The sequence below is a fragment of the Bifidobacterium sp. LH_417 genome, assembly GCF_056357035.1.
On sequence record NZ_JBKEVI010000003.1, the window covers coordinates 97,257 to 109,686 of the forward strand.

Genomic DNA, 12,430 nt, shown 5'->3' on the forward strand with positions numbered 1-12,430 from the left:
ATGGGAGCAAGACCAACGACCACGCGTATCGAGAAATGAGGAAGATGAGACTGATCGGCAATATCCTGTGGCTGGTGCTCGGCGGGCTCGCCATCGCGTTCGGATGGGCGGTCATCGGCGTGGTGCTGTGCGTCACGATCATCGGCATCCCGTTGGGAGTACAGGCGTTCAAAATGGCCGGACTCACGCTCACCCCGTTCGGCAAGACCGTGCGCTACGGCGGCGGACTCGGTTCCATGCTCGCGAACATCATCTGGCTGGTGCTCGCCGGCGTGTGGATGGCGCTCGGCTATGTCGCCGCCGGACTCGTCAACTGCGTGACCATCATCGGCATCCCGTTCGGCATCCAATCGTTCAAGATGGCGAAACTCGCGCTCTGGCCGTTCGGCGCGCAGATCCAGGACCTGTGAGCCAGTCGCCTCGCTTAGCTGCCCTATCACGTCCATCAAGAGGCACGCGCTGATTACGTTTGTCCTCACGCCGATACGTCCGCGGAAATGCCGCCGTGAGGCCCTAATCTCACGGCGGCATTTTCTTCTTAGTCGGGGTACCCGTCCGTAAGATCGGACGGATGACACCCGAGCGCGCGGGATAGTCGCAACGCGTTGTCAAGCGTCATTGAATGGACGTCGTAGACGCCGCACTCATAGCCGCTCAATGTCGTGCGCGCTATCCCTGTCATCTTGGCCAGCTTGGCTTGCGTCAGGCCGGCCTTTTGTCGGAGTTGTTTGAGCCCCAATGGTTCACCTCGCTTGGTTGTTTGGCTACACCATTATGACAGATTAATCTATCATCGCCACGTACAAAACACACGTGTGAGATGTTCGCGGGATATCGATTAACTCGTTGGTTGATAGAATAACCTATCATTCTTGGGTACACAAATCGGCGTGTCGCAATTAGGTCACGAACACGCCGACTAGTCAGACGCCCACGCGCTGTCAAAGCATCCAGTACGTAAAGCCTCGTGCGTGCACACATGATGAATGCGCACGAAACCATTGGACTTCGGATGCGGCGGATAATACAAAACAAGCACGTCGGGGAACGCGTGAAATTCCATAAAGCCCGAACAAAAACCGTCCGGGTTGTCCAAGACATGCGGACTGTACCCATCCGCCACGAAACCGTCCACGCGCAATTCCTCACGGATAATGCGCATGACCTCCTTGGCATATGAGCGACGCCATCGCGCCAAACGCCGCAACTCGGCTTTGGCCGACTCCGAATAGGCGACCTCGATCACTCGTCACCGCCTAGAATCTCACGCTCGAACGCGTCAAAATCAGCATCCGACCGCAAAACCGTGTCAGTCGGCAACGCGAACGGTGCCATATCCTGCACGTCCTTACGCCAGTTATCCAACGACCGCGTCAAGGTGCGCTCAAGCCGCCTCTCACGCCGGTACGCGTTACGCCTGGCACGCTGTTCCATGACCAAACTCGGCATCCTATCCTCCTTTTTATATATGGCAGTCAGCGTATCCCACGAAAGTGAAAACACGCTATGAATCGTTTGCGTGCCTACCCGACCTATGACAGTCAGACAGGCCAGCCGTGGATTACGCGCACGGCCACGCGATTGACACCGCCGACTATTGTGCCGGCATCGCACCACGTCAACAATGGAGACCTAGCCTAACCACTCGCCTTACCCCGGCCAAAGCCGGACCGTACGGACTGCTCTAGGATTTATCGGGATCGTCAAGTAGCTTACGAGGATTAGACACACGCAACGCGTCGCAAATCGCTACCGCGTTTTCGAGACTGACACCGCCTATGGGGCGTTGCCCGGTCTCGATAGCCGCGATGCGCGGTTGCGTCACACCGAGTTTGTCGGCTAACTGCTGTTGCGTCAATCCTCGTTTCAACCTGAGTTCTCTCAATCCCATATCCCACCTCCCAAAATTGTTAGGTGGGATCGATTCTACCAAGAGCGAAACCACGGGAGAGGCCCGGTATGAGGCCGGGCCGGGCGTGCTATCCGACGTTCAGCGTCAACACTCGCACGCCGTCGATGTAGACGACCATCCGAGGATAATCGACTAGCATCAGCATTACGTGGCCATGCCCGTCGGGATATGACGGCGGGGCGCGACAAGTAGTCGGATATCATGGTTAGGGATTGGAAATACCCGATACAGAGAGTCAAGGGAGCCTCGCATGTACGTCGTTCTGGAATCCTTCGCATACAGCTGAGAGACGGATCCATCCGCCCTCTCACATCACGACGTCGCGGCCTGAAACCCATACGGCCGCGCTGTTCTTCCATGCGAAAATTCCGAACGCCGCCCATGACCTGCGCGACATCCGTTCTCCATGATTCCAAGATGAATCCCGAGAGCGCCCCTCCGGAAACGATATTCGAGAGGCAATCTCCGAGGGAACGGCCGACGCACTCATCATGGCGCCATCATGAAACGAGCCCCATCATGAACGCCGACGACCATCCGACCCAGAATCCCACACAACCCCACGTATTCCCCTCCCCCGACTCATCCACAACAGTTCAACGCGCCCATTCCCTCTGGCGACTCGCCCCATACCGTACCTGGTTCATCGCCGACACCGCCGACACGGTCGCCGTCAGCCTGCGCACGTTCGTCATACCATTAATCGGGCTCGCCCTATCCGGCTCCCCGTTCATCGCCGGACTGCTCGTCACCATCGAATCGGCAATCGGGCTGACAATCATGTCCATCGGCGGGGCGATCGCCGACCGTCACGACCGGCGAAAACTGATGATCCTGCTCGGCCTGACCGGACTGGCCTTGTCCGCCGCCGGCACGGTTCTGCTCGCCACGGGCGTGATGGACACGACCCTGTTCGCGGCGATGGTGACCCTGTTCGCCACGATGAACGGTCTGCTCGACCCCGCGAACGACGCGATGCTCAAATCACTGGTGCCGATGGATCGGTTCTCCAAAGCACAGGCCATACGCGAGGCGCGCGAGTCATGCGTGGAACTGTCGGGAGGGGCGATCAGCGGACTGCTGTACCGCATCGCGGCCTGGACACCGTTCCTCACCTCCGCCATGTTGTACCTGTTCTCCGTATTCGCATCGCTGGCATTGCCGAAACGCGGCAACACCCCCGCGCCGGCAGCACTGGAGAACCTCGCGGCAGACGCTGCCACACGCGACGCACGACGGTCGTTCCTCTCCCAGTTCATCGAAGGATGGCATTGGACCTTGACCCGCCGTATCGTACTCGCGGCCATCGCACAGGGCGCGGTCATGAACGTCGCCTGCTACGGCAGCATCATCGGCGTCCAGATCATGCTGGCGGAACGAGGCACGGACGCGGCGTTCATCGGACTGGTCGGGACCGCCACCGGCATCGCCGCGCTGATCGGCTCGCTCACAGCCGGATGGCTGGTCGACCATATCCCGACCGGTCGGCTCATCATCCTCACGTTCGCCGTGTTCACGGCGGCGATGCTGCCACTCGTGTTCTCCGACTCATATGCGCTCGCCGTCGTCTGCATGGCCGTAGCATCATTGCTGTTCCCGGCGTTGAACGCGGGCGAACTCGGATTCATCTTCAGCCGCACGCCGGACGACATGCAGGGCAGGGTGTCTACCGTGTTCGAGACGACGGTCGGCGTGCTGGGAGCGTTGGCACCGGCATTGGTAGGATGGCTGCTGCAGTCGCCGGGCTTCGGTTTCCGTGCGGTCATGCTGCTCGTCGTCGGATGCGCCGGCACCGGACTCCTGCTCGCCTGCATCACCCCGACCAGACACATCCCGTTGCCGTCGCAGTGGGAGAGGATCGCGTTGTAGCCAAGATGTCCGACGGTTGTTCTGGCGCCCGCAATGCGATGATTGTCGCGTTGCGAGCGCCAGAACATGCCGACGATCCCTCGACGATTACAGAACCTCACCTTGGAACAGGTCGGCGTGCGTCCCGATGCGTACCATGCGAATCACGGTACGGCCGGCACGCTTCCAATACAACACCAGTACATCGATGTCCCCGGCCAAGTGAAACTCCCAGTGACCGTTGTAGTTTCCTCCGGAGTTGCCTAATACATGCGGACGGTACCCTTCGGGCAGTTCTCCGTTTTCGCGTAGCATCAGAATGGCGCCATCCAGATCGTCAAGCAGGTCGGGATGGGTGCGACATAGCCATTCGTAATCGGCGTTGAACTGAGAGTCGAACTTGATGGAATAGCTCACGCGGCGCGATTCCTCAACTCGCGCAGATGTTCACGCACTTCCCGCTCCGTGCGGCATTCGACGGCATCGTCGGAAATCAGCCCGAGTTCCTTGGCCTCGGCCGCAACCATCGCCCGACGCGTCGCTTCGGTAGGCGCCAGACGGACGCCCGTATACCGGCGCGGTTTGAACGGCACGCCGTCCTCTTCAAGCGATTGACGCAGGAACATATTCACGGCCGTGCTCAAGCTCATGCCCATGGATTCGTACAGGGCTGCGGCGCGAGCCTTCACGTCATCGTCGACATTCGCAACCAGTTTACCCATGACAACCTCCTTTGCGATACCAATATGGTGCATATTATATTCCCAAAAGGTAATCGTCAGGTACTCTTTCTGATTCGTGTACTTGTAGTAATATCCACGAAAGAAGGAAGACACACCCACGCCCAAAGAACCAGAGTTCCTCCAGTCGGTCGTTTCAAACCCGATCGTGCGGATTCGTCAGTCGAGCCGGTTTGCGTCGATGATGCGGTCGTCAAGGAACCAGTAGTCGTGCGGGTCGCCGCGCAGTGCGGTGAACGGTACCAAGTGCATGTTGGCGGTCGCGGCCTTGTCGAGCAGGTAGCGGCGCACGATCCATGGGTATTCCAGAACGCCGGATTCGAGATCGACGATGCGGCGGATGGTCTCTCCGCTGACCCCGAAATCGGCGCCGATCCGGTCGACGGTAAGGCCGAGCAGGGCCATGTTCTCCCGGAATTCGCGGATGGTCGCCTCACGTTGTGTAGTGGTCAAAGACATATCATGCTCCCCTGTCGTTGATTCCTCGGAACGGGAATGACGGTCGTCGCATCGGCCTCTCCCGCGTTTCATTCTACCTGCCGCCCGTCGAACCGTTCCATTCATCGACGGTGATGATGCGGTAGACGCCATCGTAACGGCGGTCGATGAGCGGATAGTAGTCCTGCTTCGACTTGCCGACGACGTGGAGCCCGCACTTGGCCATCACACGGCCCGACTGCGGGTTCTCCGCGTAATGCCCGCCCCACACCGCGTCCTTGCGCAGTGCGCCGAACGCGTAGCCGAGCACCGCCCGTAGTGCTTCGGGCATGTAGCCTCTCCCCCAGAACGGGCGGCCGATCCAATAGCCGAGTTCCAGCGCGTTGTCGCCCAGATACCTGCCGTAGCGGGTTTCGAGTTCCTGATCCCCGTTGACGACGTCGGCGGTGTAATGGCTGACCGGCTTGAGCGCGATGCTGCCCACCGGCACATCGGTGGCGTCTTCACCGTCTGCGCAATTCGCATCCTTGATGGTGATGGCCCAGTTGTTCTCGACGGCGAGTATGGTCCTGATGTCGCTCATGCTGCCTTCGACGCTGGTGTGCGGCGGCCATCCGCAACGCAATCCGATTTCCGGGTCGGAGGCGTACCTGAACAACGAGGCGGCTTCGGCCGCATCATCGACCTTCCAGGGCCGCAGTACCAGACGTTCGGTCTCGATCACATCCATGAAGTGTCTCCTCGTCTTTCCATGACTTTGAAATGCTCCGGCCCGGGGAAACCGAATTCCGCCTTCGGTAATGCGTCGGCTTCCTTCATGCGGACTCCTACAGCCGGATGTCCGGCGCGGGCGCGGCGGGGCGTTCGTCGATCGCCCCCAGTCCGGCGACGTCCGCGGCGTAGAAGCGCTTCAGATCGTCGGAGAACTTCGCGAGGCTCGGCTTGGACGAGTAGAGCATGTGGCCGGCCGGATAGTAGGTGAATGCCACGTTGCCGCGCAACGGCTTGGGCAGGCCGAGATGGTCGATGTCGTATTCGGTCTGGCCGAACGGCGTGCACAGGTCGTAGACGCCGTTGCCGATGAGTACCTTCAATGTAGGCTGGTGCGCGATGGCGGCCGCAAGATCGGGCACGACGTTCGGGAACGGGATGTTCTGTCCCCATGAGGACTTGGTCGTGTCCGGCTGCCTGTGCCACCAGGTCCAGCCCTTGCCCGGTTCGGTGGCGTTCCAGTCGAAGTCGGCGAAACCGACGCGTTCGGGCGTGCGGTCCCAGCCGAGTTCGTCCCTGAGATACGCGTTAGCGAGACTCGAATACGCGGGGTCGAGGTACGCGTCGTCCACGACGAACGTCTCCTCGTCGCTCATCCGGTCGAGATCGTAGCCGGCCACGCGGCCGTCGTAACGGCCTACGATCTTCTCCTCGTCGCGCAGCAGCTCTTTGCGGAACCGCATGTCGACGACGCGCAGGTCGGAATCGTAGACGTACTTCGCGCTCAGGCCGGTCAGTTCGGCGTAGCGTCCGGCGACGCGGCGCTTGGTCTCGTCGTCCAACGAGGCGCCTGCGGCCAATGCGAGGCGCAGCGGGCCGTTCGCGAATGCGCGGGCCGCCTGCAGGTGGTCGGCGGGCTCCCTGTCCGTCGCGGCGAGGCCATGATATCTGGCGACGGATGCGTAGGTCGGGAAGTAGCCGACGTAGAACTGGTCGGATGTGTCGAGCGTGTACGCGTAGTCGAGGATGTTGGAGATGAGCGTGAGCCCGTTCAACGCAATCCCGTCCTGCTGGAGACGGTATGCGAGGGCCGCGCCGCGCGTGGTGCCGTAGGATTCGCCGAGCACGTACTTCGGCGAGTTCCAACGGTGGCATTTGCTTGAATAGGCGCGGATGAACGCGCTGAACCCGGCCACATCGCCGTCCACCGACCATAGTTCCGGCTTCGCCTTGTCGAGGATTTCGGAGAATCCGGCGCCCGGTGCGTCGATGAACACCAGATCGGAGACCGGCAACAGCGTGTGCGGGTTGTCTTCGAGCCGGTAGGGCGCGGCGGGAACCGGGGCTGCGTCCGGTACGTCGATGCGCTTCGGCGCGACCGAGCCCATGAGCAGGAACGTGGTGGACGACCCCGGTCCGCCGTTGAAGATGTAGGTGACCGGTCGGGTGTGGTCCGCCTTGCCGTCGTCGTCAAGAAGGTCGAATGCGGTGAAGAAGACGCTCGCGGCCGGCTTCACCTTGGGCGTGTCGATGAGCAGCGTGCCCACGGTCGCCGCGTAGTGGAACGTACGACCGTCGATGTCGATGGTGTGGCGCGTGGTCTTCTCGTAAGGGTCCGGCAGTTTTGCCGTCGTCGTTTGCTCCTGCACCGTCCGTCCGGTCGCCTCGTCGCGCTTGCCGTCGTTCGTCTCCGCCATGGAGCCTTCCTTTCGTCCGTGGGAGCGTTCCCGTCATCATCCATCGTATCGTCTCCACTATAGGGGCGACGGACGGTGACGGACATGAACGCCATGCGCGTCAGGGAGGGAATGAAGGGTAGGTCATGTTTTCGTTCCCTTCGCGACGGACATGCACGATATAAATCAACACGTCGTCGATATTACTGGGTATCCGTCAATAATCACCATGTTGACCACATTGACAGCCCGAACCGTCCGAAGTCCGGTGAAACCGGGATAATCACGGGGAAACGGTTCTACTCGTATGAAGGAGAACGGCATGATCGACGGTTTCAAGAAATTCATCTCACGAGGCAACATGATCGATATGGCGGTCGGCGTGGTCATGGGCAGCGCGGTCACCGCCGTGGTGAACGCGATCGTGGACAGCCTTATCAACCCGCTCATCGCGATGGTGTTCGGCAAGCCCGACATGAGCGGCCTGCTCGCGTTCACGTTCAACGGGGCGACCGTCTCGCTCGGCGCGATCCTGGGCGCGCTGCTCAACTTCCTCGTCATCGCCACGGCCGTGTACTTCTTCATCCTCGTGCCGATCAACAAGTTCCGCGACATGACCGACGCGATGCTCGTCAAGGCGAAGCTCAAGCAGGAGGAGGACGAGAAGGCGAAGCAGCCCGAGATCACGCCCGAGGAACGCACCATCGAGTTGCTCGCCGAGATCCGCGACCAGCTGGCCGATATGGACCGCAATCCACGCACGTGACCAATGCTCCGTGTGAACGGCCCCATGCCGGTACAGTGAGGATGGATGGCACCGGCGTCGACGGTGGAGGCGGACAATAAAGGAGGCAATCATGACAAGGAAGGCGTTGATCGTGGTCGATGTGCAGCCGACGTTCTGCGAGGGAGGCGAGCTCGGCGTCGAAGGAGGCAACGCGGTCGCGGAACGCATCGCCGCATATGTGGAGGCGCACCGCAGCGACTATGCGTATATCGCGACCACGCAGGACTGGCACATCGAGCCCGGCGACCACTGGTCCGAGCATCCCGATTTCGTGGACACATGGCCGGTGCACGGCAAAGCGGGCACCGCGAACGCGCGGCTGCACCCGGCGGTCGAGGCGCTCGGCATCGGACACCATTTCAAGAAGGGCCAGTACGCGGCCGCCTACTCGGGGTTCGAGGGCGTCGAGGACGATACGGACCGTATCCAGTCGCGCGAGGAGGTCCAGGCCGCGCAGAACCAAGGACTGACGCTCACCAACGCGCTCGAAGCGGCGGGCGTCGATCAGGTGGATGTGGTCGGCATCGCCGAATCACATTGCGTGAAGGAGACCGCGCTCGACGCCCGCAAGCTCGGCTACCCGGTCACCGTGTTCGAGGACCTGACCGTGCCGGTCAGCGAGGAGTTGGGAGTCGCCGCGCGCAAAGAGATGGCGGACGCCGGAATCACCCTGCGCGACTCGCGCTGATATCCCCTCCCCTTCCCCGTCGGCATGTGCGGCGTGTTGTTGTCCGCACTGTGACAGGTACAATGCCCACGAAACAAGATTCGCCCGCCCGTAACGCCGTCATCCCATAGACGGACGATACGGGCGGGCGAAATGATGCCGGAGAGGGAAGAAACCGATGGATAGCGAACTGTTCGAGAAGGCACCGATCCCGAAGGCGTATTTCGCGTTGACGATGCCGGTGGTGCTGAGCATGCTCGTCACACTGGTCTACAACATGATGGATACGTACTTCGTGGCGCATACCGGCGACACGAACATGGTGGCCGGCGTCTCCCTGACCGCGCCCATGTTCACGGTGATGATCGCCCTCGGCGACATCTTCGGGCTCGGCGGCGCCTCCGTCGTCTCCCGCCTGTTCGGCCGGAAACGGTTCGACGACGGACGCCGCCTGAGCGTGTTCTGCTTCTACGGGGCCATCCTCACGGGTCTCGTCATCGTCGTGCTCGGCCTCGTGTTCCGCACGCCGATGCTCACCCTGCTTGGCGCGACCGACGACACGTGGGTGCATGCCTCCGCGTTCTACACGCTCATCATCATCGGCTCGCCGTTCATCATCGTCTCCATGACGCCCATGAACCTGCTGCGCACCGAAGGCCACGCCGTGCCCTCCATGATCGGCTCGATGATCGGCACCGTGGCCAACATGATCCTCAACCCCCTGTTCATCCAAGGATTCGGCTGGGGCGCGGCCGGATCGGCAGGCGCGACCGTCATCGCGAACATCTGCACCGATGCGTACTTCGTCTGGTTCCTGCTCAAGCGCAGCCGCAACCTGTCCATCGATCCGCGGCTCATGTTCGGAAACGCGACCGCCGCGGCCGTCACGGCGAAACGCCGGCTCGACATCACCGCGCTCGAAGTGCGCAACATCCTCGCCATCGGCATCCCCTCCGCCATCACGAACCTCACGCAAAGCGTGGGCATGGTCATGGTCAATCTGGCCCTGCTTCCCTACGGCACCGATGCGGTCGCCGCCCTGGGCATCGCCTTGAAGGTCGTCATGATCGCCGTGCTCGTATTCGTCGGATTCGCGTTCGGCGCGCAACCGCTCATCGGCTACAACTACGGGGCGCGCAACATGCGCCGTCTGCACGGCATCATGCGGTTCGCCTACCTGTTCCTCTGCTCGTTCGCCCTCGTCATGACCGTTGTACTGAGCGTCTTCGACCGCCGACTCATGCGCTTCTTCATCGCCGACGAGACGATCGTCGCGCTCGGCGCCGGCATGCTGCGCGTCCAGCTGCTCAGCCTCGTCTGCGTGGCCATCGTGATGGTCACCACCTGCACGTTCCAGTCGACAGGCAAGGCGTTGGGCGCGTTCGTCCTGTCCATCAGCCGTCAGGGTGTCGTCCTGGCGGTCACGCTGGCGATCGGTTCGCGCGTCGCCGGCTACGACGGCGTCATCGCCGCACAGGCGCTCGCCGACCTCATCACCGCGCTGATGGCGGTCGTCCTGTTCGTCGTGTTGCTTCCCGAGCTACGCGCCGGGAAGAGCTCCCACACGGACGAATAACGGCGACGGGAACAGCGTCACATACTGCGAGCGCCGTGACCGTCATCGCGGACAACGTCATGTCCGATGCCGTCACCGCCACGCGCGGAGCACGCTCTGCGGGACCTTCGACGCGTCGAAGCGGTAGTGGCCTGTGACGGTCATGTGCGTCCTGAACGCGAGATAGTCGTTCTCCCGTTGTCTCTGTCCCATGTTGTGCAGAATGAACGCGGTTCCGGACGAGTCGCGCTTGTCGGAGACGATGCCGATATGCTTGACGTTCTGGAACACGACGATGTCGCCGCCCTGCCATTGCGCGTGGTCGGACGGGTCGAGCGTGAGCGTCTCGCCGTATTTCGAGAAGAACACGTCGAGTACGCCGGTGCGGCGGAAGTCGATGTTCGGATCCGGGTTCGGCGCGACCGTCGAGTAGCTGGCCGGATCGGCGGCCACGTCCGCATCCACCATGGCCTTGAGGTCGTATCCGGCCGTTCTGAACGCGCGCCACACCAGATCGGTGCATGCGCCGCGGTCGTCCGGCGGATAGCCGCCCTCATAGTAGCCGTTGTCATAAGCGGGTCTGTTCTCCGCGTCCTTGCGGGCTCCGACGACGATGTCCGCATAGTCGTCGACGCCGTTGCCGTTGTAGTCGACCGGACTCACGGCCTTCGGGTACGTCGCCTCGACGCTCGGGTTCGGCGCCGTCGCACCCGATGTCGTCTCCCCCGCCGCGCCGCCGGGACGCCGGAGCATCCCCGTCAGCGTACGTATGGCGAATGTGCCGGCGACGCACAGAGCGACCACCAACAGAACCGCCACAATCCAGACGACCATGTGACGCGACCGCTTCCTCCGTGCGGATTCCCCAACGTTTCCCGTCATCACCGATTCCTTTCCCTCAGACGCCGCACGTCACCCCGACCGCCGTCCATACGCCCATTATCCTCCCCGATAGTATTCAGGGAAACCGTCAGGGGCATTCCCAGGGTTCTCTTGCCGAACAACCACAATCCGGCTGGTATCGTGAGACGCGGCATCACGAATCAGACAGGCGACGCGGAAGGAGGCGATTCCATTGACGAAGCGCACGACATCGGGTGCACCGGGCTCGACACGCGGGTCCGCATCTCTGTGCCACGCCCTGATCGTCGTCGTCGCCACCATCTGCATCGTCACCGCCGTGATTGTGGGCGTCGTGAGGTTCTCCGCGCAATGGCTCGCCGGCTTGGGGAATGCAGCCGTCGCGGCGAAGGACACAAGCGCCTACTGTATGGCGAAGCAGACGGACGGCGTAATGAGCTACGCGCTGTCCACGGAACAGGCGCGCAACGCGGCGCTCATCACGGCGATTGGTGTGACGCGAGGACTGCCCGATCATGCGGCCACGGTGGCGCTCGCCACCGCCATGCAGGAGTCGAAGCTCACGAATCTGGAATACGGCGACCGCGACTCGCTTGGACTCTTCCAGCAACGCCCCAGTCAGGGGTGGGGCACGGTCGAGCAACTCATGGACGAATCCTATGCGACGAACGCGTTCTACGACGGGCTGGTGAAGGTGTCCGACTGGGAGTCGATTCCCGTGGAGGACGCGGCGCAGGCGGTGCAATTGTCCGGCTATCCGGACGCCTACGCGCAGTGGGACGGTCTGGCGCGCGCGTGGGCGCAGTCGCTGACCGGCGAGGTCGCCGCCGGCGTCGGCTGCAAGCTGCCGGACGCCGATTCGTCAGATGCCGATGGCCTGCTCGCCGCCGTCACCGCAGCCTACCCGTCCGTCACGGGTTCGCGCGCCGACGATGCGAAGAATACGAAGAACTCGACGAATATGACGACCGTCGTGTTGACCCTGCCGGATGGACTGTCCGAAGAGAACCAACGGCGCGCGGTATGGCAGACGGCGACATGGGTCGTCGTCAACGCACGGCATTACGGCGTCACCGGCATCACCGCGAACGGCATGACGTGGACGCGCGCGGCGACCGCATGGACGGGAACTGAGACGGCGGGTGGCGTGGTGACCGTCACTTTCGCGTGACCGTCACCGCACCACCCGCCGATTCATCGGCAGGGGAACCCGGAACGGGAATCGAAGCATCCGG

At 62.1% G+C, this 12,430-nt stretch carries 16 protein-coding genes; 6 read left to right on the forward strand and 10 right to left on the reverse strand.

The genetic code is table 11. The features are described 5' to 3' along the window. Positions 1-44 precede the first annotated feature (44 nt). Positions 45-410 (forward strand): YccF domain-containing protein, encoded by a 366-nt coding sequence (locus tag AC1AYR_RS03455; RefSeq protein WP_476511489.1) that lies wholly within the window; start codon positions 45-47, stop codon positions 408-410. A gap of 128 nt (positions 411-538) precedes the next feature. On the opposite strand, the gene AC1AYR_RS03460 is transcribed toward AC1AYR_RS03455, so the two are convergent. From AC1AYR_RS03460 to AC1AYR_RS03475, 4 genes are all read right to left on the reverse strand, one after another. Beyond that, positions 539-739 (reverse strand): helix-turn-helix domain-containing protein, encoded by a 201-nt coding sequence (locus AC1AYR_RS03460; protein ID WP_476511405.1) that lies wholly within the window; start codon positions 737-739, stop codon positions 539-541. Between the two features lie 180 nt (positions 740-919). Beyond that, positions 920-1,246: a type II toxin-antitoxin system RelE/ParE family toxin gene (locus AC1AYR_RS03465; protein WP_476511404.1), complete on the reverse strand. Its 327-nt coding sequence runs from the start codon at positions 1,244-1,246 to the stop codon at positions 920-922. Continuing rightward, positions 1,243-1,449: a hypothetical protein gene (locus AC1AYR_RS03470; RefSeq protein ID WP_476511403.1), complete on the reverse strand. Its 207-nt coding sequence runs from the start codon at positions 1,447-1,449 to the stop codon at positions 1,243-1,245. Before AC1AYR_RS03470 ends, AC1AYR_RS03465 begins: the two co-directional genes overlap by 4 nt. A gap of 235 nt (positions 1,450-1,684) precedes the next feature. Continuing rightward, positions 1,685-1,891 (reverse strand): helix-turn-helix domain-containing protein, encoded by a 207-nt coding sequence (locus AC1AYR_RS03475; RefSeq protein ID WP_476511402.1) that lies wholly within the window; start codon positions 1,889-1,891, stop codon positions 1,685-1,687. Positions 1,892-2,431: 540 nt separating this feature from the next. Between AC1AYR_RS03475 and AC1AYR_RS03480 the strand changes: the two genes are divergently transcribed. Continuing rightward, on the forward strand, positions 2,432-3,781 hold the full coding sequence (locus AC1AYR_RS03480) for an MFS transporter (protein WP_476511401.1): 1,350 nt from the start codon (positions 2,432-2,434) through the stop codon (positions 3,779-3,781). Between the two features lie 87 nt (positions 3,782-3,868). Here the strand turns inward: AC1AYR_RS03480 and AC1AYR_RS03485 are convergent, their stop codons facing one another. The 5 genes from AC1AYR_RS03485 to AC1AYR_RS03505 form a co-directional block, all read right to left on the reverse strand. Next, a complete protein-coding gene (locus tag AC1AYR_RS03485; RefSeq protein ID WP_476511400.1) occupies positions 3,869-4,177 on the reverse strand; it encodes a type II toxin-antitoxin system YafQ family toxin in 309 nt (102 codons plus the stop codon). Next, on the reverse strand, positions 4,174-4,482 hold the full coding sequence (locus AC1AYR_RS03490; protein ID WP_476511399.1) for a type II toxin-antitoxin system RelB/DinJ family antitoxin: 309 nt from the start codon (positions 4,480-4,482) through the stop codon (positions 4,174-4,176). The genes AC1AYR_RS03485 and AC1AYR_RS03490 overlap by 4 nt, the downstream gene beginning before the upstream one ends. A 177-nt stretch (positions 4,483-4,659) precedes the next feature. Further along, positions 4,660-4,959 carry a DUF2316 family protein gene (locus tag AC1AYR_RS03495; RefSeq protein ID WP_476511398.1) on the reverse strand — a complete coding sequence of 100 codons (300 nt, stop codon included), beginning with the start codon at positions 4,957-4,959 and terminating at the stop codon, positions 4,660-4,662. Positions 4,960-5,032: 73 nt separating this feature from the next. Then, positions 5,033-5,668, reverse strand: coding sequence for a GNAT family N-acetyltransferase (locus tag AC1AYR_RS03500; protein ID WP_476511397.1), 636 nt, complete (start codon positions 5,666-5,668; stop codon positions 5,033-5,035). Between the two features lie 97 nt (positions 5,669-5,765). Further along, complete coding sequence (locus tag AC1AYR_RS03505) at positions 5,766-7,346, reverse strand: S10 family peptidase (RefSeq protein WP_476511396.1); 1,581 nt, start codon at positions 7,344-7,346, stop codon at positions 5,766-5,768. A gap of 301 nt (positions 7,347-7,647) precedes the next feature. On the opposite strand from AC1AYR_RS03505, the gene mscL reads away from it, so the two are divergent. The 3 genes from mscL to AC1AYR_RS03520 all read left to right on the forward strand — a co-directional run bounded on the left by mscL (position 7,648) and on the right by AC1AYR_RS03520 (position 10,355). Then, positions 7,648-8,091 (forward strand): large conductance mechanosensitive channel protein MscL, encoded by a 444-nt coding sequence (mscL, locus tag AC1AYR_RS03510; RefSeq protein WP_476511395.1) that lies wholly within the window; start codon positions 7,648-7,650, stop codon positions 8,089-8,091. A gap of 91 nt (positions 8,092-8,182) precedes the next feature. Further along, positions 8,183-8,800, forward strand: coding sequence for an isochorismatase family protein (locus AC1AYR_RS03515; protein WP_476511394.1), 618 nt, complete (start codon positions 8,183-8,185; stop codon positions 8,798-8,800). Between the two features lie 157 nt (positions 8,801-8,957). After that, a complete protein-coding gene (locus AC1AYR_RS03520) occupies positions 8,958-10,355 on the forward strand; it encodes an MATE family efflux transporter (protein ID WP_476511393.1) in 1,398 nt (465 codons plus the stop codon). 72 nt (positions 10,356-10,427) lie between these two features. Here the strand turns inward: AC1AYR_RS03520 and AC1AYR_RS03525 are convergent, their stop codons facing one another. Further along, positions 10,428-11,216: a DUF1287 domain-containing protein gene (locus tag AC1AYR_RS03525; protein WP_476511392.1), complete on the reverse strand. Its 789-nt coding sequence runs from the start codon at positions 11,214-11,216 to the stop codon at positions 10,428-10,430. A 193-nt stretch (positions 11,217-11,409) separates the two neighbouring features. On the opposite strand from AC1AYR_RS03525, the gene AC1AYR_RS03530 reads away from it, so the two are divergent. Continuing rightward, entirely contained in the window at positions 11,410-12,366 is a 957-nt protein-coding gene (locus AC1AYR_RS03530; RefSeq protein WP_476511391.1) for a cobalt transporter, read from the forward strand. Positions 12,367-12,430 lie beyond the last annotated feature (64 nt).